The following is a 25,671-nucleotide window of genomic DNA, read 5'->3' as shown; positions in this document are numbered from 1 at the left end:
GATCGTGCCGAACTTTTGGAATGGTGGATATGCCGTGGGGGTGACCTGTTCGCAGGCCGAGCCCTTGGTCGCGCGGCTCTGAGTCCCGATCTGCGCCGAGGCGCAACACAAGGAGCGCAAGAGCGCACACTGCCTCAATGATACGCGTCTGCGGCAGGGCGGTCAAACAGCGGTGAGCAGGGCCACCAGCAGCACCACACCGGCCACGGCCACGAGGGCGACGATCCCGACCACCAGAAGCACCGTGCGCAGCCGGCTCGACCGGGCACCGTGCTGCTGCGCAGCAGTGTCGACCGGCGCCAGCGGCGCGTGGGGCGCCGGCGGCGTGCGGCGCACGCGGGCCGGCTCGACGGGCCGCGGGCGGTAGATGGACTGTGTCGCCGCCCCATCGGCGGCGGTCCGCCCGGTGGGTGGAACGAAGGGACGGATGCCGTCGGCCGGTGCCGTGCCGGCCCGCGGCGTGCGCACGGTGACGTCGCCGCGATCGGCGTTGCGATCCGCCAGTGCGGTGCGGTCTTCGACCCCGCCGCCATGACGACCGGCGAGGAGGGTGTCGTCAGGATCGTCGTTTGCCGCCGGCGGTTCGTCGGCCGGCGCCTGCCCACGCCGCCGCGATGCGACCACGGTGTCGTCGGCGACCTCGTCGCTGACACCGTCAGCGGGCGCCGGCACCGTGCGGCGCCGCGCGACGATCGTCTCGTCGAACTCGTCGCCCTCCCCGTCGACCGGCTCGGACATCACGACCCGTCGCGTACGAAGCGCAGCTCGGCGTCGCCGAGCAGGAACTTCTCGATGATCGGCAGCGGTCGCTGCGGCTCGGCCTCGATCTCGGTGCCGTCCTCGTCGATGATGACGACGCCGTTGGTCGAATCCAGATCGGTCACTATCCACAGCGTGTCCCGCAGCTCGAGACGCGCGTGGGTCTTGCTCATCGTGCGCGTCTCGTCGACGACCGACACCAGCTGCGCCGACGGGTACGCCGGGTCGCTGGTGGGACGCCGCCCGATGATGATGACATCCTGCAGGATCGGAATGGGAGCACCCAGCGGCGGCACCAGCATCCACGGGGTGCGCTTGCGGACGGCGATGATCGTCTCGTCGAACGCTTCTTCGGCGTCGGGCAGCTCGGGCGCCTGGCGCCGGGCCGACACCGACGACCGCGCTGACATGGGCACGCCCAGTGAGGGGGCGCCGGCCACGGCCGACACCTCGCCCGAGGTGTCGGAGAACGCCGTCGGATCGAACGGACGCACCTGGGCCGGAGCGCTCGGCGCGGGCGGCGCCCACGGGTTTCCGGCCGGTTCGGCGTCGTTCCAGACCGGCACATCACGCACCCAGGCATCGGCCCGCGGCTCGTCCTCAGTCTGCTCGGGCGCGGGCACGACGGCGCGACGCGGACCGACCTGCGAATCGTCGGTGGCCTCGGGCACTATCTGCACGGTGCCGGTGAACGGGGCACTGCGGCTGACCCGCAGATGATCGATCGGGTCGGCGTCGTCGTCATCATCATCGGCGAGATCGGCGAACAGGGCATCCGAGACGGTCGGGTGCGACACGGTCGGGATCGACTCGACCGGTGCCGATGGACCTGCGGATGCCGCGGGTCCTGCGGGAACCGCGGATGCCGCGGGTGCGGCGAATGCCGGAGGTGTCGCGGATGCCGGAGGTGCCGCGGGTGCTGCGGATGCCGCGGGTGCGAACGATGCGGGCGCCGAGCGGATCGGGGCCGGTGCGGGAGCGGGCGCAGCCGGTGACGGTGCCGATCCCAGCGGCGCCGAAGCGATGACCGGCGCAGAGGCGACAGCCGGCGCCGGGGATGCCGCGGCGGCGGATGCCGGCATGCGCGGCAGTGGCGGAGTCGACGGGGCCGCGTGCCATGACGGGCCGGCGGGGGCCGGCGGCAGCCACGAACTGGGCGCGGGCGCACCGGTGCGGTGCGGACCCCCTCCGCGCGGGGCAGCCTCACGAGCCGAGACCCACCGGTTGGGCCGCCATGCGAGAATCGACGCCCAGACCGGGAACAGCAGGGCGGCCAGCACCGTCATCCCCGCGCCGTAGCCGAACCGCACACCGATGCGATGACAGGCGATCACCATCACCACGTAGACGGCGAGAGATCCCCCCGGGATGAGCAGCAGCAGCACCCACCACCAGCCGAATCCGCCCAGTTGCAGCAGGGTCGCGGTGTTCAGAACCGGGACCCAGCCCTTCCACTCGTCGTCACCGGTCTTGCGGAACACCGTGGACAGTGCGAGCCCGACCCAGATGTAGAGCGCGACCGTCACCACCAGCGATATCAGGGCCGAGACGATCACGGCAGCCATGTCGATGTGATTCATTCCTCAGCGGACGCCGCCTGCCGGCCGCGCCCTCTCCTCTCGGTACCGGGCAGGGTGCGCGCCGCGCCATCGCGGCGACGCACGGAGCGGGGCGTGACACCCCGGGTGAACGACTTCAACGATACGGCCGCGAGCATGCGACGCCATAGCGGAACGGATGCCGCCATGCGGCGCCGCTCTTGGTCGATGATGTTCCAGAACCGCTGCGACTCGTCGTCGGTGAGCGCGCCTTCCCAGAACACGGCACGATCAGCCTCGACGGCCAGCACCGTCGCCGCCGGCGTCCCGTAACGCTCGGCCACCTCGGTGCGGGTGTCGTTGCCGGGCATCGGCTTGCCGTGATCGACTGCCACGTCGACGTACTCCTCCCAGCCGCCGACCACCCGCGCCGCCGGCGATGTCTCATGGCGGCGTGAGCGGCGACGTACCGCCTTGGCCGCCAGGATCGCCGCGAACGGACCGATCAGGACGAGGGCCGCGGCCAGGGCGATGCCGCCGATGCGCAGCAGAGCCCACACGCTGCTCAGGTCGGCACTCTGGTCATCGTGTGTCGACGAATCGGTGGAGTCCTGCTTGGTCGGGTCGGGCGGATCGACCTCTTCGGCGTTCTCCGAGCGCACGTCGGTCGCATTCTCGGGGTCGCGCAGCTTGGTCACGGCGGTGTCGGCGCCCTCGGTGTGCTGCGGGGTGACATCGACGGCGACCCACTGGCCCGAGGCATCCCGCACCTCCGTCCACGCGGTGATGTCACCGCCCGTGCACACTCCATCGGCGCACACACTCAGGTCGGTGTCATCGCCCGACAGCCGTGCACCCACCACGACGCGTGCGGGAAAGCCGAGCTTCTCGGCGATGAGCGAGACCGCCACCGCGAACTGCTCGTCGTCGCCGGCGGCGGCAACGAGCGACCCGGCATCGGCATCGGCCTGGCGGGCCAGCAGCCGGCGGAACATGGTGTCGATACGGGCGAGCGAATGCCCCGAGGTGCTGGGCTGGAACACGTATCCGTCACCGAGCTGCTTCATCCACGCGGCACCGGTGTCGGGCACCGTGAGCGCGTGGCTGAGGTATCCGCGCTCACGCAGCCGCTGCACCAGGGTGGCCAGCGCGGCACCCCCGGTGCCGGCATCCTGCTTCTCGATCCACGACGTGACGCTGTCGGGGATCGTCACCGACGGGGAAGCACCGGGTGCGCGCAGCGACGCGAGAGCGGGCGCGGCGGCGGTGGTCGCGGTGATCTCGTAGCTCATACCCGACGCGGTGCCGCCGGTGAGCACTCCCGCCTCGGCGTCGGCGTCGTAATAGAACGAGTCGGCGGCGGATGCGGCATCCTGTCCCGAGAACTGCACCTGCTCGATCGAACCGAACGTCGGCAGCCAGATGCCGCTGAGCCCCTCGATGGTCACCTGGGCGGTGGCCTCGGTGCCGGCGGCGGCCGCACGGCGCGAGGGCACCCGCACGAACCTGCCGTCGGCATCGGATGCCGCAACCCGGTATTGCGCTCCGTCATACGAGCTGAGCGTGGCCAGGCGGATGCGGTCGGGCAAGGCGCCGGCGACCGGGCGCACCGTGAACAGCGGGGCGTCGACGACGTCGTCGCCGAAATTCGCGCGATAGTCGGTGAGCGGACTCACCGCCTGGCTGATGGCCTGCGCCGGTCCGGCACCGCTGCGCAGCACGTCGCGGGTGCGCCCCTCGGCGACCGCCGGTGTGACCACGGCGGCGGCGGCCACCGCCAGCACCACCATGCCTCCGGCCAGCACGCCGCGACGGGTGTCGGTGGCACGGCGCCGACGCGACAGACGCACTCCACTGCTGTCGGCGGCACGCTGCAGCGCCGCCCGGCGCCGTGCCGCTGTGCGCCATGCCAGCCAGGCCAGTGAGATGACCAGAGCCATGACGCCGCATGCCAGCTCGCGCACGGCGGGAATCGTCACCGGGCCGACCACGACCGCCGCGCTGGTGACGGTGCGGCCGAACAGCAGTCCGAACGTGGGCATGAGCAACGCGACGACCGCGGCCACGGCGCCGTGCGGTTGCGTGCGCCAGCCGAGCCGAAGGGTGCCCAGCGTGCCGCCCAGAAAGACCATCAGCGCCGGCACGAGCAGGTTGCGGTAGGTGCCCACCGGCAGGTCGACGGTGACGAGATCCTTCCAGCCGGTGAGCGCACCGGTGGCCAGATCGCGCAGCGACGCGGGCAGGCCGGCGAGGTTCGCCGGCGGCACCGCGAGCGCCAGGCCGAGAAGGAGCACTCCGATCACGCCGGCCACGACAGTGAGCCATCCGGGCCAGCGCCACACCGTCGCCCCGGCCGAAATGAGCACGGCCACGACGACCGCGGCACCGGCGAGCACGAGGAACCGGGGGTCGGCGTAAATCGGCCACGCCGCCAACAGCCCCACGGCCGCCATGGCGATCGCGTACACCGTGCCTGCGTACACCATCGAGTTGCGCAGCGCCGCCGCGCCCCGCACCGGCCTGTTGTCGCGCCGCCTCATCCGTCGACCCCCGCCACCGCGGTCTGGGTGCCGCGCAGCATGAGCGCCGGCAGGTCGTCGAGCAGCCCCACGGTCATGACGGTGAGTGCGCCCAGCGGCTGGGTGCGCGGGTGCGCCTTCTCGTCGCACACGACCGCGACCACCGCGGTGGCCGGTGAGAACGCCAGGGCCGCCTGCCGCAGGCCGCGCGGGGTCGTCTGCGAACCGCAGACGACGAACGCCAGAGAGAGGGTGTCGGAGGCCTCGACGGCCAACCGGCAGACCTCGGGCAGCGGCATGGTGCTCTCCAGGGCGTTCAGCCGTGAGAAGCCGTCGAGCAGGCCGCGCGGTGTTCCGGCCTGCAGCACCTCGATCGACCGCATCCGCCCGCGCACGACGCGTGGGATGTCAGTGCCGGTGACCACGTCGATCTCACGCGCGTCGCGCACGGCCTGCACTGCGAGTGATGCGGCCGCGCTGACGGCGAGCTCGAACTCGTCGTCGGTCGCGTACTCCGCCTCGGCGAGGCTGAGGATCACCGCCAACTTCGAGCGCCGCGTCTCTTCGAACTGCCGCACCATGAGCCGGCCGGTCTTGGCCGTCGACTTCCAGTGGATCTGCCGGCGGGCATCGCCGGGCACGTATTCGCGAATGGCGTGGAACGACATATCGGCATCGACGATGCGCCGCGACGGATTGCCCTCGAGGTCGCGGATCATGCCCGCGCTCGTTCCCGGCACCAGCGCCGTGCGCGGGTGCACGTAGATCTCATGGCGCTCGTCCCACTCGTGCTCGCGGCGCAGCAGGGCGACCGGATCGGTGCGCACGGCGGTGGGCGGGCCAACGGTGATGACCCCGCGACGCATGGCCGGAATCGACACCGGCTGCGCGACCTCATGGCCGGGGCGCAGCAGGGGTACGCCCAGTTCGACGAGACCGTGGCCGACCGGAAGATCGAGGCGGCCCGGAAGGGTCGTGCGCGTGCCGATGTTGCGGATCACTATCTGGCCGTCGAGGGGGTCGCCGGCGACCACCCGCTCGTGTGGAAGGTGCACCGACACGTCATAGCCGCGCGCGCCGAACAGGAAGGGAATGCTCATGATCAGCAGCGCGACCGACGCGAAACCGGCCACGAGAGCCTCGACCCAGCCGAAGATCCAGCCCAGCGCGAGGCCGAGTGTCGCCAGTGCCACCACCAGCCAGCCGGCCGCCGTCACGGTCTGCGAAAGCCAGTTCGCCGCCGTCGATGTCGCCGACCGGGTGATGCGGGCGGCCTCCAGCGCCGACACCACCGCGCGCACCAGCCAGCTGCGCTGGCGCGCGGTGACCTGCGTGCGGCGCGTGGTGGTGCCGTCGGGCGCGGTCATTCCCCCGGTGAGGGTGGTCCCCTCCGGAAAGCCGGATGCCGCAGCGCGGGTGGTGGCGCGTAGGCTCATGCGCCCTCGCGCTGACTGGGCGGCGGCACGTCGAGCAGGATCTGGCCGATGACCGCCTCGGCGGTCACGCCGTCGAACTCGGCTTCGGGATGCAGGATCAGACGGTGCGAGAGCACCGGCCCGGCGAGCGCCTTCACGTCGTCGGGAGTGGCATAGGTGCGCCCCTGCGAAATGGCGCGGGTGCGGGTGGCACGGGTCAGTGCGAGCGCGCCGCGGATGCTGACGCCCAGCCGCACCTGCTCGGCCGAGCGGGTCGCATCGACGATGCGGGCGATGTAGTCGAGCACGAGGGCGTTCGTGTACACCTCGCGGGCAAGGTCGGCCATGCCGACCAGGGCCTGCGGTGTGATGACGGCGTCGAGGCGCGAGGTCGGCACCGCCGCACCGTCGAGAATGCGCACGGTCGCGGCGTGGTCGGGGTAGCCGAGCGAGGTCTTCATCAGGAAGCGGTCGAGCTGCGCCTCGGGCAGCCGGTAGGTGCCGGCCTGCTCGACCGGGTTCTGCGTCGCTATCACCAGGAACGGCACACCCACCGGGCGGGTGACCGCGTCGATGGTGACCTTTCCCTCTTCCATCACCTCGAGCAGGGCTGCCTGCGTCTTGGGACTGGCGCGGTTGATCTCATCGGCCAACACGATGTTCGCGAACACCGGGCCGGCGTGAAACTCGAACACGCCCGTTTTCTGGTCGTACACCGTGATGCCGGTGATGTCGCCCGGCAGCAGGTCGGGCGTGAACTGGATGCGGGTGTTGGTGCCCTGCACCGACTGCGCGAGGGCGCGCGCAAGCGACGTCTTGCCGGTGCCGGGAACGTCTTCGAGCAGCACGTGACCGTCGCTGAGCATGGCGACCAGGACCAGTTCGATGACGTGGCGCTTGCCGAGCACGGCGTGCTCGACGTTCTCGGCGAGCTGCCGGAACGTGTCGGCGAACCACGTGGCCTGTTCCTGGGGGATCGTCATTCGTGTCTTCCTGTCGGGGTGTTCGGTGTGGACCTGGATGCCGGCGAGGTCAGCCTGAGCCGGTGCCGTCACCGGGGTCGGTTGGATCGGGGTCGGTGGGGTCAGTCGTCTCGGTGGGTTCGGGCTCGGGCGCTTGGTACGTCGTCGAGGTGTAGGTGTCCGAGTAGGTCGACTCGGCGTGGGCGTTGCGTGCCATCACGCGGTAGTCGTGGGTGGTGCCGGCGAAGTCGGCGTCACCATCCGTGTACGTCGTCTCCGCAGTGCTGTCGCCGACGTTCTTCCACTGGCCGTCGACCTTGTGCTGCAGCTGGTAACCGGTCGCGTCGTCGACCTTCGACCAGACCACGACGACCCCGTCGGCGGTGCCCTTCGCCGACGAGATCGTCGGCGAAGCGAGGGATTTCGGCTCGCACGACCCGCCGAACGTCGAGGTCGCGTTGTTCAGCCCCCAGGTCGACGGCCAGGTCACCGTCACCGTGACGCCCGACACCGAGACGGCGTAATCGGGCACGACACCGGCCGTGGCGACCTCGAGGGCGTTGCCGTAGACGTCCTTGTACGAGGCCTTCGAGTAGTCGAATGAGACGGTGGCGCTGTTACCGCTCGAGCTGCCCGAGGCCTGCAGGTTCTGCCCGCCCGTGCAGACCTTGAGCTGCCACTGCGCCCACACCTGGTACGGCGCGCTGTCGGCGGCCGCCGTCACAGTACTGTGCGGTCCCGAGAAGATGCCGTAGTCGTACCAGACCTCGATGCCCGGGTCACGGTCGAAGGTCGAGGAGTCCAGGCCGCTGAAGCGGACTTTCGCGAACCTCGGGACGTCCTCGGTCGAGGTCGGGTCGTCCTTGATGGTCCACTCGGCGCGGTGCGCGCCGGCGTCGACATCGGGCTTGGCGGCCACCGTGTACGTGTAGCCCTTCGGCCCGTTGCCGGCCTTGGCGACGGTCTGCGCCGTCGTCTCGACCCGGCCGAACGACGTATCTCCGACGAACGATTCCGCGCACAGTCGGTAGGTGTAGGTGCGCCCCGCGTCGACCACGAACTGCGCCGAGGCGCTGGATTCCGTTGCCACGCACCGATCGCCGTCGAGCACGATTCCGTAGCGCACCTGGGACCCGGCGCCGTTGGCCGTGGCCGAGCCCGAGGCCTTGATCGTCGTGTTGTCGGCGTCGTCCGAGCTCGCCGTCAGCGTCAGGTCGGGGTTCTTGGGCGCACCCACGCCGTTGGCGAGGATCGTCTTGGCCTGCCCGGTCGTCGACCCGTCGAAGCCCGGCGGCAGGGTGAAGCGTGACATCGGGGTCACCGTCAGCGGCGTGGCGCTGTTGCTGCCGATGCGATAGCTGGGGACGCTGACGGATGTCGCACCGCGACGCACATCGATGTCGACGGAGTCGCCGCCCTCGCTGGTGATGCGCAGCGCAGCGGTCTTGGCCGCGTCGATGCCGTCCACCGTGATCGAGATCATGCCGCCGTCGCCGTTGCCGGTGACGATGGGCTGTGCGCTGACCTTGGCGGGGGTCGGCGGGGCGTCGTAGGCCCACGCCGTGGTGGTCACGGCACCGGCCGATTCGCCGACCGAGTTGACGGCCTTCGCCTCGTACTGGCGCGCCTCGCCGTTGGGCGCCTTGATGTCGGGGCAGACGCCGTCGGCCGAACACCGGGCCACGACATCGCCCTTGTAGCGAACGACGAAACCGGTCAGCGCCGGATATGCCTGGCTCGCCGCACCCGCATCGACGCGCAATGACACGGAGCCGTCGCCGTACCCTGACTGCACGATGGCCGCCGGCGCCTTCGGATATCCGTGCAGGTCGAGCAGCAGCTGCCCGTCCCGTTCCCCCGCGGTCGTGCGGCCCTGCGCATCACGCACCGAGAAGGCCGCCGTACAGGTTTGACCGGCGGTGTCTTTGGCCCATGTCGCCCGCACGTGCGAGGCATCCGCCACAGAGAACGTGACGCCGGTGCACAGACCGCCGTCGCGCACGTCGACGAGCTCGAGGGGGGTACCCGGCAGCGGGTTGACCTCACCGGCCGCCCCGATCACCGCGATCGTGCACCCCGAGCCGTCTGCCTGCGAGCACTTCTGCGCCACCGTGCCCGCCTTCGGCAGCGTGGAAGGCACCGCACCCACGCGCAGGATCAGGCGGGCCGGTGCGACGCCCGGGTGGCTGGAGACGGCGACCACGGCGACCTCTTCATCGGCGGGCGGCGCGGCGTCGGCTCCCGTCACGGTCACGGTGGTGCCGTTCTGCGCGATCGAGAAGTCGTGCCCGCTGTAGTCGACGGTGTAGACGATGTTGTCCCAGTCGTCGCGCCCCTGCCAGGTGGTGAGGGTCTTCAGGTCGTAGCTGACGGTCGCCCCCGGGCTCACCGTCAGCGAGGCGGACTCGAGCACCGGCACCGGGTCGAGCGCCGTGATGGCGATCGGCACCGACAGGTAGGTCCACTCCTTCTGTCCCGAAAGTCGCACAGGAACGACGCACGCATCGGTCCACGGCGCGCCCTCGCCGGCGACGTAGCGCACCTCCGTACCGCTCACGAGCTCGCAGCTGGCCTGCTCGCGCGCCTTCGTCGCAGTGGGCTTGTCGCCGACCTCGAGCGTGGCCGCGGTGGGCAGGCTGACCAGCTTCGCCATGTCGAAGGTCACCGACTCGCGCTCGGTGACCTGCTGGGGCGCAACGTCGGGCTTCAGAGCCAGTGTCAGATCGTCGTCGCCCGGCACCCGCAGAAAGCCGTACGACGTGACCTTCTGGCCGGCCGTGGAGGTACCGGTCACCGCGAACGGAATGATCCGGGTGTGGGCAGGCATCGGACCTGCCAGCTTTGTGCCCGATACCGTCACATCGGCGGGGTCTGCCCACAGGCTCAAGGTGAGACCCGAGACATCGCCGCCGGTCCAGCTGACCTTGCCCGAGACCACGTCGACGCCGCTGGTGAACTGCTCACGCGTGCTCACCGTCAGCAGCGTGTCCGAGACCACCGGATAGTCGGGCACCGCCTCGCGCACCACCTTGACCACTATCAGTCCCCGGGCGGTGTTTCCGGTGCTGCTGGTCACGTCGTAGAGGAACGACATGGTGCCCGGCGCCGAGCCTGCGCCGATCACCACCTCGGCGTCGTCGACATCGCCGATGAGCGCCGCAAGACGCGCGTACTCGGGGTTGTCGCTGCCGTCGGCGAGCTTCTGCACTGCGTCGGGCCGCACGCCCGAGAGCTTCAGGGTGCCGCCGGTGGGATCGACATCGTTGGCCAGCGGATCGACACGCACGGTGTTGTCGGCGCCCACCTGCAGCTGCACATAGTCGGTGAAGGTCACCGGACTCGGATTCGCCTGCTCGTCGAGCACGCCCACCCGCACCGTCGCAGTGCCCGTCGCACCCGCGGCATCCACCACCCGGTACGTGAACGAGACCTGACCGTGGAACCCGGCCACGCTCGTGTAGACGATCGACTCACCGTCGGCCGAGATCGTCGCCGAACCGCTGGCGGGCTGGGTGAGAATGCGGTCGAGATCGACGTCGTCGCCGTCGGGATCGACGCCGAACGAGCGGAACGGGATGGTCGCGCTCTGGCCGGTGAGCACACGGCCGGTGAGGGTGCGCGGCCGCGGGGCGCGGTTGGCCTCATCGGAGATGACCTTGATGCGCACGACGGCGGTGTCCGACAGCGTCGGCGAGCCGGCCGCGTACACCGAATACTCCACCCGGTAGTCGCCGGGTGCGGTCGGGGCCAGGTAGCGCAGCAGGCGACCCGACGCGAAGGCGAGGGCGTCTTTCGTCGACGAGCGCACCGACGCCGGGTTCAGCGTGATGGCCCCGCCCGACGCCGACACGTCGTTGTCGAGCACGGGAATGTCGACCTGGGCGCCCGCGCGGGCGACGACCGCGTCGTCGACGGCGATCGGGGCGAGGTCGGCGGATGCCGGCAGCAGGTACACGGTCGCTTCGCCGATGATCCGCGCACCCGCGTCGTTCGTGCCGTCCGAGACCGTATAGGTGATGGTGCCCAGCTTGCCCGGTGACCCGTCGGCGGTGGTCCCCGAGATGCGCAGATAGTTCTGCCCGACGGCATCCACCGACATCGTCGCACCGGACACGGTGTGCGGCGTGATGTCGCTGAGCAGCAGCACGCGACCTGTCGGGTTGCTCACGGCGCTGAACACATCCAGGGTGACGTCCTGCTGCGGATGCACGAAGGCGACCACCGGCGCTGTCGCCAACTGCGCCGGGGCGTCTTCGGGCAGCACCGTGACCCGCGCGGTGGCCGAGGCGTCGCTCTCACCGTCGGTGACCGTGTACGCGACCCGGTAGATGCCGGGGCCGGTCGCGCTCATGTCGAAGCTCGTGCCCCCGGCGGTGGCCACGGCGTCGACGGCCGCGTCGTCGAGCACGCGCACCGCCGACAGCGACAGGCGCCCCTGCGTGCCCTGCACGTGCGGCCCGACGTCGACGCTGATGCCCGCGCCCTGCGTCTCGGTCACAGCGAACGACTCGGCCGTCAGCTTGGGCTTGGGGGTGATGCGCACCGTCAGGTCGCGCGTCGTCGTGGCGCCCCGGGTGTCGCCGACGACGACCTTCAGCTGGGCGATCTGCGGCTCGGTGATCGACGCGTCGGCGTGCTGGTAGACGACCTCGCCGCCGGGGGTGGTTGCCGCAGAGCCCGTCCCCGAGGTGTCGGTGACCCCGAGCAGCATGAGCGGATCACCATCGGGGTCGACCCAGCCGTCGAGCACCGGGATCGTGACAGTGCCGCCGGGTGCCACCTGGGGAGATGGCCATGTGGCGAGGCATCCGGTCGTTCCGCACCACTTCGGCGCGGAGTTCTCGTCGGCGCCGCTCACCGTGAGGGTGACGGTGGCCGGCTCGGAGTAGAGGCCGTCTTTCGCCGTGCCGTCGGAGACCCGGTAGCGGAACGTCGCCGAACCGTGCGCATCGGCGGCCAACCGCACCGCCAGCCGCTGCCCGTTGTCGGTGACCGAGAGGGTGCCGAACGCCGAGTCGAGGCCGCTGAGACTGCCGGCATCGATGGTCAGGACGTCTTCGTTGGGGTCGTGGTCGTTGAGCATCACCGGCAGGCTGACGAGGCTGCCGGCACGCACGCCGAACTTGTCGTCTTCGGCCACGGGCGGCTTCGGGTCGATCACGACCTGGGCCTGTTCGTCGCTGGGGGCCGTCTCGGGCGCCGAGTCCTCATCGAGCGACCAGTCCTGACTCGACGGCAGCAACGCGCCGCTGCGCGCGTTCCACACCCATCCGCTGCGGGTCTCGTTGAGGATCAGCCCGGTGCCGGAGCCGGTGAACACGGGACGCCGCTCGTCGCCCAGCGTCGCATCGTTGAAGTCCAGCGCCTGTTCACCGGTGTCGGAGCGCCACAGGGTTCCCGTGTCGGTCCCCAGCCACGCCGCGAACACGACGCCGCCGTCGACGACCGGTTTGGCGGGGGTACCCAGATCGCGGCTGGCGCCGCCCATGACCTGCTCGGGCGATCCTTCGACCGGCAGCTTCAGCAGGCCGGTGTCATCGGCGATCCACGCGGCATCCCCCGTGGAACGCGCCCGGCTGTAGGCGACATCGCCGACCAGTCGCAGCTCGACCGGGGCCTCGGCGCCGCGGCGCCACAACTTTCCGGCGTCTTCGTCGACGAGGAACCAGGTGCCCTTCGCCGCGGTGAGCCCCAGGTTCGCGCCGTCGGGAGCGGCCGGCACCTTGTCGCGGCCGAGCACCTCGCCGTCGGAGACGCGATAGCGCACGACGACGGCATCCTTCTGCGAATAGGCGAACACCGTGCCCGCGTCGTCGACGGCGATCGCCTGGGCGGTGAACTGGGGTGCGTCGGGGCCTGTGCCGTCGGGATTCAGCTGGGCGGGGGTCGACTCGCCCAGCCGGCCGGCGTAGACGGCGCCCGAGTCGGTGCGATAGGCCACATATCCGCCGGTGACGGTGGCCTCCACGGTGCCCGACGGCGTCGACGGCGATTCGCGCAGCGCGTCGTCGTCGAGGTCTTCGGGCATGGCCTCGTCGATGCGGGTGATCTTGCCGTAGCTCTCCGAGAACAAGTAGGCCCCGTCGCCGGTCTGCGCCACCGCCGACGGGTTGGACACACTGCGCACGGTGTCGAGTTCGCCGACGGCCGTGTTCACCCGCGCGTAACGGCGCCCCTGACCGGTCTGCAGCGCCCAGACGGAGGTGTCCTCTGGCGGCGTGGATTGCGAGTCCAAGCCCGGCCACACCACGCTGACGGCGATGACGGATGCCGCGACGGCCGCGGTCGCGATGGCCACTGCGATGACGGATCGGCGGCGCATATCAGCCCACACCTCCGGAGGCGACGGCCCAGACGACGAGAACGGCTGCCGCGCACGCCACGGCCCCGACCACAAGCCAGGGCCAGATCCGCCGTGCCGCCACCGTCTGGGGCGAGGAGATGTCGGTGTCCTCGTCGCGTGCGGTCAGCGGAGTGGGGGCGGTCGCGCGACGGCGTGAGGTGTGCGGCACCGAGCTTATCTGCGGGCCGCGGGCCGCGGCATCCCCGAAATCGACGGTCTGATCACCGGGCACCCACTCTTCGACGGCCACCTCGAGAGGGGTGGGTGGGAACCCGAGGGTGTACTGCACGTCGCGCAGTGCCTGCGCGAACGCCAGCGCGCTCGGATAGCGGTCGCGGGGATCGCGTGACATCGCCACCGCGAGCACCTCGAGAACCTGGGCGGGCACGTCGGGTCGTCGCATCGGGGGGAACGATGCGCGCAGGATGCGGCGGCGCAGCTGATCGCGCCCGTTCTGCCCCGGCTCGGCGCGTTCGAACGGACTGTGCCCGGCCAGCAGCGAATACACCGTCGCGCCCAGCCCCCACACCTCGCTGGCGACCGTGCCCGAGGTCTGCTCGGCGATCACCTCGGGCGCGCTCCAGGGCACGCTCATCGCCAGCACCTCTTCGCCGTTGCGCGGGGCAAGCGACGCCGAGATGCCGAAGTCGGCCAGCACCGGAGAGCCGAAGGTGGTGATGAGGATGTTGCTGGGCTTGATGTCACGGTGGATGAGACCGGCCCGGTGCGCGGTCTCGACCGCGCCGGCCATCTTCACGCCGGTCGTGAGCACTTCATCCAGCGGCAGGCGCTCGCGCCGGTAGCGCTGGGCGAGCGAGCCCGGGCAGTACTCCATGACGATATAGGGGCGGCCGTCGGCCGAGATGCCGGCCTGGTAGACCGTCACGATCGACGGGTGCGCAGACAAGTGGGCCAGAATGTCGGCCTCGGCGTTGAACATGCGCACGAGTTCGGCCTCGTGGATGCCCGTGGGAAGCACCTTGACCGCAACCTGGCGACGGGGCATATCCTGCGCATAGAGGAACACGTCGGCGAAGCCGCCCGAGCCGAGCGGGCGCACGTAGGTGAGGCCGGGAAGCACCGGTGGGTCCGAGGGGAGGCGCTTGGGCATCCCGATCCCTCCCCATGTCCGCCGCGCGCGCGCCATCACCGGCACCGTCCGCGATGCGCGCAGACAGCGGTCGGGCCCGGCCATCGTAGCAAATCGCGCTGGAGGTTCCGTGCGGCGTGTCGCCGGGCGGCGGCGCCTCTCCCCGGCAGCGCCGCCTCCCCCGGGAAATTCCATATGGAATTTGCGAGACCACATCAAACCGCCGGCAGTTTCATGTGGTGTGGGAAATTCCATATGGAATTTCCCAGAGGGCGGGGCGGGGTCAGTCGGTGGGATCGAACGGGGCGTCGAGCGAGCGGGTGAGGTCTTCGAGCAGCGCGGCGACCTGCGGCTCGACGAACTCGGCGATCGCCGACTGAATGCGCAGCCGGTGGCTGAGCAGAATCGTGCACACTTCGCGCCCGACCATGTTCGCGTACTCGTCGGCCAGGCCCACCTCCTGGCGCAGCGCGGTCTTGGCCTCTTCGCTCAGCGGAGGCAACGCCGGAATCTCGGCGTCGGCCTCATCGGCCATACCGGCCAGGGTGAAAAGGAACGGCGCTCCCGGCATCGGCTCGGGGTCCAGCGGCATCCCCTCGAACTCGGGATCGAGCCCCTCACCCGGCCGATAGCTGCGCGCACGATTGCGTTCGGCCTGCTGGTCGAGCTCGGCCTGCAGCATCGGCAGGTTGCGCGCCGTGTACTCGGCCACCGCACGGTCGATGATCGCCTTGATGCGAATCGACAGGCCGTGCTGCACGCCGTGCGGCACATCCGACCCGACGCCGGCCGCCGACAGCACCGGCGAGCCGAAACACCGCCGGCAGACGGCCACACGGCCTCGGTGGGTGGCCGGCTCCCACCGCGGCAACCACCGCAGCCAGGCATCGACTGCCCGGCTGACCTGGGTTTCCAGGGAGCGCTCCACGCCTCCACCGTAACGCGCGACGCCGCTCACGGCTCGTCACGGCCTTCCCACGGCCAACGCGGCCGCCCGCCGCTGCTGCGCACGAGAAGAATCCCGCCCCATCCGGCCAACAGCCCCGCCCCTGCCACGACCAGGGCGAAGCCACCGGTGACCAGTGAGCCGGCGACGGATGCCGCGAGCACGACGTCGCCCGTGTGTGCGGTGCCCCCGATCCACACCGCTGCGAGATAGACGAGGAACGCCGACGCGGCCGTGCCGACCGCACCCCACAGCGATGGCTGCGGGCGGCGCAGCAGCATCCACAGCACTCCGGCGAATGCCGCCGCCGCGAATGCCGCGGCTGCCGTGCCGACGAGTTCACCGAAATCGGCGACCGCTATGACATCGCGGCCGGTGGTCAGGCTCACCACCCCGAGTCCGCCCACCATCAGGGCGACGAAAAGCACCGTGGCGAACGCCCAGGCCACGACCGGGCGCACCGGACCGCCCGATGTATCGCGGGGCGATCCGCCCGGTGCACCGGACACGCTCAGCGGGCCAGCTGCGGCCCCGCCTCGAGAGTGCGCTCGTATTCGCGGCGCGCCTCGACGTTCAGCTCTGTCATGCGGCGACCGCGCCGAGCGACCCAGGCGCCGAACCAGATGGTCAGCTCGCGGCCGATGATGAAGGCGGCGATCGCCAGCGGTGCGAACAGCTGCGCGTTGACGATGTCGGCGCCCTCCGATGCCGTCACGTTCCAGAACGGCGCCTCGAACAGCTGGCCGAGCAGGTGACCGCCCCAGGCGGCGACGCCCACCAGCAGCCCGAAGATGACCCACACGCCCCAACGGCCGCGGTTGATGATCGCTCCCAGCAGCCAGAACGCGAGGAAGAAGACGACAGTGGGTACCCACAGGCCCCACGTGGTCAGCGCATCGGTGAGCCACGTGCCGATGTCGGAGGTCGCCAGATCTCCACTGACCAGCCCGATCACGACCCCCGCATCGAGGTACAGGAACGCGAAGCAGACGGCGGCGATCAGACCGATTCCGCCGGCGGCACCGCGGTTTCCGCGTGGGCGGGGCTCTTCGGGCGCCTGCACGAAGATCGGCTGCGGCGCTGCCGGTTCCGTGGCGAGGGATGCCGCGGCTGCGGCGCCGGCCGTGGCGTCGGTGGCGTACGCGTCGGCGACGGGATACGGCTCGGCGGCGACTGCCGGTTCGGATGCCGCATACGACTCCGCAACCGGTTCGGGCGTGACGACCGGCTCGGCGGCCGCGTACGACTCGGTCCCAGGTGCGGGCGCGGCCTCGGCCTCAGCGGGCGCATCGCCCAGCCCCGGCGTGACGAAGGCGGGTTCGTCGGCGTCGGACGGCGCCGCATCGGTGCCGGCGGACTCAGCGGTAGGCGCGGGTGCGGCGGGCTCGGGCACAGCGGCGTCGGGTGCCGCCGGCGTCGCGGGCTCGGAGGCGGCGGGCTCGGTCGACCCGGTGACTGTGGTGTTCTCATCGGTCGCCGTGCGGCCGGCGGCCTCGGCCTCGGCGAGGCCCTCGTGCGCGCGCCCCACGACGTCGTCGACGGATTCCGGCTCCTCGACGGGTTCGCCGACGGGCTCCTGGGGATCACTCATCGATGGACTCCTCACACGGGGACGGTCCCCACTCTGTGAGGGTACCGCCGCGCCCCGCCACGGTCGGGGAGGCAGGCCGACGCGTGTCGGAGCGGCCGACGGCGCGTGTCGGAGCGGCCGACGGCGCGTGTCGGAGCGGCCGGCCGACGCGTGTCGGAGCGGCCGGCCGACCGCGCGTGTCTGAGCAGCCAGCCGACGGCGCGTGTCGGAGCGGCCGACCGCGCCTGTCGGAGCGGCCGACGGCGCGCTCGTGTGCGCCTCGGGCGCCGAACGCCGAACGACACACCTCCTCGCAACACTCTCCCGAGTCGATCGACTGAGCCGCAGCATCCATTCGCCGCCGGCGGTGCGTTCAAAACTCAGCTGGAATCGAACCGGAGAGGCCGAAATCACCTGATTCGAGGCTCTGAACGTGCGGATGGACGGAGATCTGAACACTGCACGCCGCACGACACCCGGCACCCCGCCCACCGCCGGCACGAACACACGGCACCCCGCCCACCGCCGGCCGCACCGCCGGCGCGGCCCTCAGGCGCCGGCCAGCACGGTGTGCACGAGCGTGCGCACCCCGACCGGGATGGCTCGCTCGTCGGCACGGAATCCGGTCGAGTGCAGGTCGACGCGCGGCTCGAGGCCGTCCCACACCCCCAACCGCGCCAACGCTCCGGGGGCGTGATCGAGCAGCACCGCGAAGTCTTCCGCGCCCGCCGACTGCTCGGCGTCGGCGACGGCGTCGGTTCCCACACCCGCCGACACCGCACGCTGCAGCTGGGCGACCGCCTCGGCATCGTTGACCACGGGCGGCACCCCACGGATGTACGTGAGCTGATATCTCGCACCGCTGGGCGCGAGCAGCTGCCCGATGAGTTCCGTGACGATCTGCTCGGCGGTGTCCCACGCGGCGCGATCCATGACCCGCAGAGTGCCGCGCAGCTGCCCCTGCCGAGGGATGACGTTGGATGCCGCGCCCGCCTGGATCGCGCCCCAGACCAGGAGCGCACCCGACCGGGGGTCGAGTCTGCGGTTCACCAGCAACGGCAGTCGAGCCGCGACCGTCGTCAGCGCGCCGACGACATCGACCGTGAGATGCGGACGCGAGGTGTGCCCGCCCGGCCCGGTGACCTCGAGCTCGATCATGTCGCACGCCGACGTGATGGCGCCCACCCGCAGCCCGACCTGCCCCACCGGCACCCGTGGGTCGCAGTGCAGAGCGAAGATCCGGTCGATGCCGTCGAGGGCGCCGGATGCCACGAGCTGGTGCGATCCGCCCGGCATCCGCTCTTCGGCGGGTTGGAAGAGCAGCCGCACCCGCCCTGCGAACCCGGGAGCCGCCTGTAGCGCCAGCGCCGCGCCGAGCAGAATCGTCGTGTGCACGTCGTGGCCGCACGCGTGCGCGACGCCGTCCACCGTGGAGGCGAACGGCAGGCCGCTGGCTTCGGTGACCGGCAGTGCGTCGATGTCAGCGCGCAGCCCCGTAACCGGTCCGGGCGCTCCCCCGTCGATCTCGGCGACCAGACCCGTGCCCCCGGGAAGCACCTGCGCCGACACGCCCGCGGCGGCGAGGGCATCGTGCAGCAGCTGCGTCGTCGCGTTCTCGTGCCACGAGAGTTCAGGATGCGCATGGATGTGTCGGCGCAGTCGCACGAGTCGGGGCAGATCGGTCGCGAGCATCCCGTCGAGCCAGTCCGGTCCGCGCCCGGCCGCCGGATCGGTGGCCCCTGCCGGCGCGTCGGCGATCTCATCGGATGCGTCATCCCTGTCGGCCATGCCCCGACCGCCCCTCTCGTGTCGTCGCCCCCAGCGTAGACGCGACAGCGGGCCCGACATGTGTCATGCTCGTCGCCATGGGTGACGACATCACCTCGCCCGTGTTCACACGGGAGCAGCGCACGGCCTACCGCGCGAAGGTGCAGCGGTGCCTCGACGTGTTCGAGCAGATGCTGCGCGACCAGGTTTTCGAGCTCGAGCGCCCGCTCACCGGCCTGGAGATCGAGTTGAACCTCGTCGACGACGAGGGCCACCCGGCGATGGCCAACGCCGAGGTGCTGGGCGCGATCGCCGACCCGGCGTTCCAGACCGAACTGGGCCGGTACAACATCGAGCTGAACGTGCCGCCGCGGCCCCTGCCGGGCGACTCGGCGCTCGACCTGGAAGAACTGCTGCGCTGGTCGATGAACCACGCCGAGGAACGTGCCCGCAAGGTGGGCGCACGGATAGTGATGATCGGCATCCTGCCCACTTTGCAGCCCGAGCAGCTGCAGGGCGAGTGGATGAGTGCCAACCCGCGCTACGCCGCGCTCGACGACGCCGTGTTCGCCGCCCGCCGCGAAGACCTCGAGCTGAACATCGTGGGCGCCGAGTCGCTGCGCATGTACTCGCCGACCATCGCGCCCGAGTCGGCGTGCACCTCGGTGCAGCTGCACCTGCAGGTGTCGCCCGCCGCGTTCGCCGCGCATTGGAACGCCGCGCAGCTCGTGGCCGGCCCCCAGCTGGCGCTCGGCGCGAACTCGCCGTACCTGTTCGGCAGGCACCTGTGGGCCGAGACCCGCACCGAGCTGTTTCTGCAAGCCACCGACACGCGCTCCCCCGAACTGCGCAATCAGGGTGTTCGGCCGCCGGTGTTCTTCGGCGAGAGATGGGTGACGAGCATCTTCGATCTGTTCGAAGAGAACGTGCGCTACTTTCCCGCCCTGCTGCCCGAGACCACCGACGAGGATCCCGAGGCCGAACTGCGCGCGGGCCGCGCACCCAAGCTGCAAGAGCTGCGCCTGCACAACGGCACGGTGTACCGGTGGAACCGTCCGGTCTACGACGTCGTCGACGGCGCCCCGCACCTGCGGGTGGAGAACCGCGTACTCCCGGCCGGTCCGACCGTCGCCGATGTCATGGCCAACGCCGCGTTCTACTACGGCGTGGTGCGCATGCTCGCCGAGCAGGACCGCCCGTTGTGGACGAAGATGAGCTTCGATGCGGCCCGCGCGAACTTCACCGAGGGTGCACGGCGCGGCATCGACGCCACCTTCTACTGGCCGGGCATCGGCGCGGTGCCCTGGGACGAACTTGTCTTGCGCCGGCTGCTCCCCCTGGCCCATGAAGGGTTGGGGCGATGGGATGTCTCGGCCGCCGTGCGCGACCGTTATCTGTCGATCATCGAGGAGCGCTGCAAAGAGCGGGTCAACGGCTCATCATGGCAGGTGGCCACAGTGCAAGCCTTCGAGGAGCGCGGTCTGGATCGCCCGCACGCGCTGGCCGAGATGCTGCGCCTGTACATCGAGGGCATGCACGCGAACGCCCCGGTGCACACCTGGGAGGTTCCGGGCCCGAAACGGTAGCCCTCACCGACGGCGTGAGCGCCGGGTGCTCACCGCGGCCAGAGCCGCTGGACGAGGGCGTCGGTGTAGCCATCGGGATGCCACGCCTCGGCCGTGGTCGACAGCCACATTCCGCCCGCCACGACGTCGTCTTCGACGGTGTCACCGGCGGTCTTCGTGCAGCGTACGACCGAACCGGGCAGCGCGGTGCAGGAGAACCCCGAGCTCGAGAACGCCTCGCCTGCGATCGTGGCGGCCGCGGCATCCACTCGCGAGAGCGTGGTGGTGACGGTGCCGCCATCGTCGTTGCGCCACGCGCACGTCATGAGCACCTCGGGCGCGAGCGCATCGCGCACGGCTTCGGCCGAGGTCGCCGGGGGCTTCTGCGACTGGTTGAGCACAGTGCGCGACTGCCAGGTCAGGGCAGCCCACAGCCCATCGGGGTACAGCGAACGGCAGTCGTCGTCTGCCGCGGTGCCGATGCTCTCGATCGGCTGCGGCGTCGCACTGCCGCCGGCGGCCTGTGCGCTGCCGGTGCGCAGCATGTCGCTCACGAACTGCACGGCCCCGGGAACGCCGGGCGCGGCCAGCCACACCAGACCGCCCACCACCCCCAGGCACAAAATGCCCACCGGCCAGGCGATCCAGCCGTTGCGTCCCCCGATCATCGCTTCCTCCCCGGCTCCACGCTACGCGGGGGATCCGACACTCGGCCTCGCCGCTCCGGCGCGCCGTTTCCTCCACAGGATGACTCGTGCGCGAGTTGTCCACAGATGTGCCTCGTTCGTGGGTGGGACGTCTGGGGGCCGACCTAAGGTAGGTGACACCCGCGCTGCTTCGCGTGAGAATGGAGGCATGATCGTGAGCCTGGAGACTATGGCGACTCTGGTGACCATCGCCGTCGGCGTCGCCGCGATCATCGGTGCCGGAAGCCGGATGATGCACGGTCTCGAGTCACGCTTGACGCAGCGCATGGACGAGCGATTCGAACAGGTCGACAAGCGATTCGAACAGGTCGACAAGCGATTCGAACAGGTCGACAAGCGATTCGAGCAGGTCGACAAGCGATTCGAGCAGGTCGACAAGCGATTCGAGCAGGTCAGTCAGCAGGTCATCGACCTCGCCCACGGCCTCACGCAGGTGCGTTCAGAACTCGTCGAGGTGAAGATCTCGGTCGCCCGGCTCGAGGGTCCCGCTCCGGGTCTGCTTCGCGCTCGCTGACGCGAGGCGGGCGCACACGAGGAAGGCCCCCGGCGCATGCCGAGGGCCTTCCTGGAACGGGTGCGTCAGTTGTACGTACCCGGGGTGTAGTCGTCGGTCGAGAAGCTGTCGAAGTCGACGTAGCTCAGGTCGGCGTCACTGTAGGCGCCGTCCGAGGCGAAGATGCGGTTGGGGTACCGCTCGCTCTTTGCCTCTTCGGTCGCCTCCACCACGACGTTCCGGTACTTGGTGAGTCCGGTGCCGGCGGGGATCAGCTTTCCGATGATCACGTTCTCCTTCAGGCCCACGAGCGGGTCGCTCTTGCCCTCCATCGCGGCCTGGGTCAGCACGCGCGTCGTCTCCTGGAACGACGCGGCCGACAGCCACGACTCGGTCGCAAGCGACGCCTTGGTGATACCCATCAGCTCGGGACGACCCGACGCGGGGCGCTTGCCCTCGGCCACCGACGCACGGTTGCGGTCGATGAAGCGACGCGAGTCGACAAGCTCACCCGGAAGCAGCGTGGTCTCGCCGTGGTCGACGACGGTGACCTTGCGCAGCATCTGGCGAACGATGACCTCGATGTGCTTGTCGTGGATCGGCACACCCTGGGAGCGGTACACGCCCTGAACGCCGTTGACGAGGTACTTCTGCACCTCGCGGGCGCCCTGCACGCGCATGATCTCCTTCGGGTCGAGCGTGCCCACCTGCAGCGGCTGGCCGACCGTCACGTGCTGGCCGTCCTCCACGAGCAGGGTCGCACGCTTGAGGACCGGGTAGACGTGCGGCTCGTCGCCGTTGTCGGGGGTCAGGATGACCTTGCGGGTCTTCTCGGTCTCGTCGATCGTGACGCGGCCGTCCGACTCGGCGATCGGCGACGCACCCTTGGGCGTGCGCGCCTCGAACAGCTCGGTGACACGCGGCAGACCCTGGGTGATGTCGTCAGCCGACGCCGAACCACCCGTGTGGAAGGTGCGCATGGTCAGCTGCGTGCCGGGCTCGCCGATCGACTGGGCGGCGATGATGCCCACCGCCTCGCCGATGTCGACGAGCTTGCCCGTGGCAAGCGAACGGCCGTAGCACTGCGCGCAGACACCGACAGCCGAATCACAGGTGAGCACCGAGCGCACCTTGATGCTGGTCACACCCAGCTCGATCAGGCGGTTGATCAGCACGTCGCCGACATCAGAGCCCGCCTCGGCGAGCACCTCACCCGACTCCGAGACGACATCGGTGGCAAGCGTGCGCGAGAACACCGAGTTCTCGACGTTCGCGTCGCGCACGAGCGTGCCGTCGGCACCGGCTGCCGCGATCGGCAGTTCGAGACCCTTGCTGGTGCCGCAGTCGTCCTCACGGATGATGACGTCCTGCGACACATCAACGAGGCGACGGGTCAGGTAGCCCGAGTCGGCGGTGCGCAGAGCGGTGTCGGCCAGACCCTTGCGGGCACCGTGCGTGGCGATGAAGTACTCGGCCACACTCAGCCCCTCGCGGTACGAGGAGATGATCGGGCGCGGGATGATCTCACCCTTGGGGTTGTTCACCAGGCCGCGCATACCCGCGATGTTGCGGATCTGCAGCCAGTTACCACGGGCGCCCGACGACACCATGCGGTTGATGGTGTTCTCGGCCGGGAAGTTGTCCCGCATCGCCTTCTGCACCTCGTCGGTGGCCTCGGTCCAGATCTTGATGAGCTCCTGCCGGCGCTCGGCGTCGGTGGTCAGACCCTTCTCGTACTGGCTCTGCACCTTGGCGGCGCGCTTCTCGTGCTCACCGATGATCGCGGCCTTGCTCGGCGGGGTGAGGATGTCGCTCATTGCGACGGTCACGCCCGACCGGGTGGCCCAGTAGAAGCCGGCGTCCTTGATCGCGTCGAGGGCGGCGGCCACGGTGACCTTCGGGTACTCCTCGGCCAGCTTGTTCACGATCTGGCTGAGCTTGCCCTTGTCCGCCTGCTCGCGCACGAACGGGTAGCCCTTGGGCAGCGCGTCGTTGAAGATCGCCTGACCCAGCGAGGTGTCCACCAGGCCGTGGGTCTCGTACCCCTCGGGCGATTCGCCCTCGAGGAAGGCCAGACCCGGAATGCGGATGCGTACCTTCGCCTGCAGGTCGAGCGTGCCTTCGTCGCGGGCGAGGATGGCCTCGCCAACCGAACCGAACACCCGGCCTTCGCCGGCCGCGCCCTCCTTGAGCGTGGTCAGGTAGTGCAGACCGATGATCATGTCCTGCGAGGGCAGGGTCACCGGGCGGCCGTCCGACGGCTTGAGGATGTTGTTCGAGGCCAGCATGAGGATGCGAGCCTCGGCCTGAGCCTCGACCGACAGCGGCAGGTGCACGGCCATCTGGTCACCGTCGAAGTCGGCGTTGAACGCCGCACACACGAGCGGGTGCAGCTGGATGGCCTTGCCCTCCACGAGCTGGGGCTCGAACGCCTGGATGCCCAGACGGTGCAGCGTGGGGGCGCGGTTGAGCAGCACGGGGCGCTCGCGGATGATCTCCTCGAGCACGTCCCAGACCTCGGGACGCATGCGCTCGACGGCGCGCTTGGCGGCCTTGATGTTCTGCGAGTGACCCAGGTCGATCAGGCGCTTGATCACGAACGGCTTGAACAGCTCGATCGCCATCGTCTTGGGCAGACCACACTGGTGCAGCTTCAGCGTCGGGCCGACGATGATCACCGAACGACCCGAGTAGTCCACGCGCTTGCCGAGCAGGTTCTGACGGAACCGGCCCTGCTTGCCCTTGAGCATGTCAGAGAGCGACTTGAGCGCACGGTTGCCGGTACCGGTGACCGGGCGGCCGCGACGGCCGTTGTCGAACAGCGCGTCGACGGCCTCCTGCAGCATCCGCTTCTCGTTGTTCACGATGATCTCGGGAGCACCGAGATCGATCAGGCGACGAAGGCGGTTGTTGCGGTTGATCACGCGGCGGTACAGGTCGTTGAGGTCGGATGTCGCGAAGCGGCCACCGTCGAGCTGCACCATGGGGCGCAGCTCGGGCGGGATCACCGGAACGACGTCGAGAACCATCGAGGCGGGGCTCATCCCGGTCGACAGGAACGAGTTGACGACCTTCAGACGCTTGATCGCACGGATCTTGCGCTGGCCCTTGCCCTCGGAGATCTGCAGGCGCAGGCTCTCCGACTCGGCGGCCAGGTCGAACGCCTGCAGGCGGCGCTGGATCGACTCGGCGCCCATGTAGGCCTCGAAGTACTGGCCGAAGCGGTCCTGCAGCTCGTGGAAGACGTCGTCCTCAGGCTTGAGGGCGCCCACCTCGAGGGTGCGGAAGTCCTCCCAGACGCGCTCGAGACGGGCGATCTGCTCGTCGGCGTTCTTGCGAACCGACGCCATCTCCTTCTCGGCGGCGTCCTTCGTCTTCTTTTTCTGGTCGGCCTTGGCGCCTTCGGCCTCGAGGGCGGCGAGGTCCTCCTCCAGCTTCTGGAGGCGGGCGGCCACGCGCGCGTCGCGCCGGTCGGCGATGGTCTTCATCTCCAGGCGCAGGTTGTTCTCGTGCGTGGGAAGGTCGCGGTGACGCGCCTCCTCATCGACCGAGATGACCATGTAGGCGGCGAAGTAGATGACCTTCTCGAGGTCCTTGGGGGCCATGTCCAGCAGGTACCCCAGGCGCGAGGGGACACCCTTGAAGTACCAGATGTGGGTGACCGGGGCGGCCAGCTCGATGTGGCCCATCCGCTCGCGGCGGACGGAGCTCTTGGTGACCTCCACGCCGCAGCGCTCGCAGACGATGCCCTTGAAGCGGACACGCTTGTACTTACCGCAGGCGCACTCCCAGTCGCGGCTGGGCCCGAAGATCTGCTCGCCGAACAGACCGTCCTTCTCGGGCTTGAGCGTGCGGTAGTTGATGGTCTCGGGCTTCTTGACCTCACCGTAGGACCAACGACGGATGTCGTCGGCGGTGGCCAGGCCGATGCGAAGCTCATCGAAAGTTGTTGCGTCGAGCACGTTTTCTCCTGTGTGCCTTGAAAAAGTGTGTGTGG

15 protein-coding genes are annotated in these 25,671 nt (G+C 70.0%); 2 read left to right on the top strand and 13 right to left on the bottom strand.

Annotation, left to right across the window (positions count from 1 at the left end; genetic code table 11):
- Positions 1-162: 162 nt before the first annotated feature.
- The 11 genes from ET475_RS09725 to ET475_RS09675 all read right to left on the bottom strand — a co-directional run bounded on the left by ET475_RS09725 (position 163) and on the right by ET475_RS09675 (position 18,930).
- A complete protein-coding gene (locus ET475_RS09725) occupies positions 163-738 on the bottom strand; it encodes a hypothetical protein (protein WP_129389236.1) in 576 nt (191 codons plus the stop codon).
- Complete coding sequence (locus ET475_RS09720) at positions 738-2,324, bottom strand: DUF5684 domain-containing protein (RefSeq protein ID WP_129389233.1); 1,587 nt, start codon at positions 2,322-2,324, stop codon at positions 738-740. Before ET475_RS09720 ends, ET475_RS09725 begins: the two co-directional genes overlap by 1 nt.
- An 11-nt stretch (positions 2,325-2,335) precedes the next feature.
- Positions 2,336-4,837, bottom strand: coding sequence for a transglutaminase-like domain-containing protein (locus tag ET475_RS09715; RefSeq protein WP_242497586.1), 2,502 nt, complete (start codon positions 4,835-4,837; stop codon positions 2,336-2,338).
- The gene (locus ET475_RS09710; RefSeq protein WP_242497585.1) at positions 4,834-6,252 is read right to left on the bottom strand and encodes a DUF58 domain-containing protein; all 1,419 of its coding nucleotides are present in this window, start codon (positions 6,250-6,252) and stop codon (positions 4,834-4,836) included. Before ET475_RS09710 ends, ET475_RS09715 begins: the two co-directional genes overlap by 4 nt.
- Positions 6,249-7,214: an AAA family ATPase gene (locus ET475_RS09705; protein ID WP_129389230.1), complete on the bottom strand. Its 966-nt coding sequence runs from the start codon at positions 7,212-7,214 to the stop codon at positions 6,249-6,251. Before ET475_RS09705 ends, ET475_RS09710 begins: the two co-directional genes overlap by 4 nt.
- 49 nt (positions 7,215-7,263) lie before the next feature.
- On the bottom strand, positions 7,264-13,515 hold the full coding sequence (locus tag ET475_RS09700) for an Ig-like domain-containing protein (RefSeq protein ID WP_129389226.1): 6,252 nt from the start codon (positions 13,513-13,515) through the stop codon (positions 7,264-7,266).
- Position 13,516: 1 nt separating this feature from the next.
- The gene (locus tag ET475_RS09695; protein ID WP_129389223.1) at positions 13,517-14,647 is read right to left on the bottom strand and encodes a serine/threonine-protein kinase; all 1,131 of its coding nucleotides are present in this window, start codon (positions 14,645-14,647) and stop codon (positions 13,517-13,519) included.
- Between the two features lie 262 nt (positions 14,648-14,909).
- Complete coding sequence (locus tag ET475_RS09690) at positions 14,910-15,554, bottom strand: spermidine/putrescine ABC transporter substrate-binding protein (RefSeq protein WP_129389220.1); 645 nt, start codon at positions 15,552-15,554, stop codon at positions 14,910-14,912.
- Positions 15,555-15,580: 26 nt separating this feature from the next.
- Positions 15,581-16,081 (bottom strand): hypothetical protein, encoded by a 501-nt coding sequence (locus ET475_RS09685; RefSeq protein ID WP_129389217.1) that lies wholly within the window; start codon positions 16,079-16,081, stop codon positions 15,581-15,583.
- Between the two features lie 2 nt (positions 16,082-16,083).
- Positions 16,084-17,163, bottom strand: a complete 1,080-nt coding sequence (locus tag ET475_RS18265; protein WP_129389213.1) for an ECF transporter S component family protein — start codon at positions 17,161-17,163, stop codon at positions 16,084-16,086.
- Between the two features lie 528 nt (positions 17,164-17,691).
- On the bottom strand, positions 17,692-18,930 hold the full coding sequence (locus ET475_RS09675; protein WP_129389210.1) for an amidohydrolase: 1,239 nt from the start codon (positions 18,928-18,930) through the stop codon (positions 17,692-17,694).
- A 77-nt stretch (positions 18,931-19,007) separates the two neighbouring features.
- Between ET475_RS09675 and ET475_RS09670 the strand changes: the two genes are divergently transcribed.
- Complete coding sequence (locus tag ET475_RS09670; RefSeq protein ID WP_129389207.1) at positions 19,008-20,495, top strand: glutamate-cysteine ligase family protein; 1,488 nt, start codon at positions 19,008-19,010, stop codon at positions 20,493-20,495.
- Between the two features lie 29 nt (positions 20,496-20,524).
- Here ET475_RS09670 and ET475_RS09665 read toward each other — a convergent pair whose 3' ends face one another.
- The gene (locus ET475_RS09665) at positions 20,525-21,142 is read right to left on the bottom strand and encodes a hypothetical protein (protein WP_129389204.1); all 618 of its coding nucleotides are present in this window, start codon (positions 21,140-21,142) and stop codon (positions 20,525-20,527) included.
- A 193-nt stretch (positions 21,143-21,335) separates the two neighbouring features.
- Here ET475_RS09665 and ET475_RS09660 point away from each other — a divergent pair, with 193 nt between their 5' ends.
- Entirely contained in the window at positions 21,336-21,695 is a 360-nt protein-coding gene (locus ET475_RS09660) for a hypothetical protein (protein WP_129389201.1), read from the top strand.
- Between the two features lie 65 nt (positions 21,696-21,760).
- Here ET475_RS09660 and rpoC read toward each other — a convergent pair whose 3' ends face one another.
- A complete protein-coding gene (gene rpoC / locus ET475_RS09655) occupies positions 21,761-25,636 on the bottom strand; it encodes a DNA-directed RNA polymerase subunit beta' (protein WP_129389198.1) in 3,876 nt (1,291 codons plus the stop codon).
- Between the last annotated feature and the right edge of the window lie 35 nt (positions 25,637-25,671).

Origin of the sequence: Microbacterium protaetiae (assembly GCF_004135285.1) — a bacterium.
GTDB classification, from domain to species: Bacteria; Actinomycetota; Actinomycetes; order Actinomycetales; family Microbacteriaceae; genus Microbacterium; species Microbacterium protaetiae.
The sequence above is the reverse complement of the archived record's forward strand: the minus strand, read 5'-3'. Positions and strand labels throughout refer to the sequence as shown.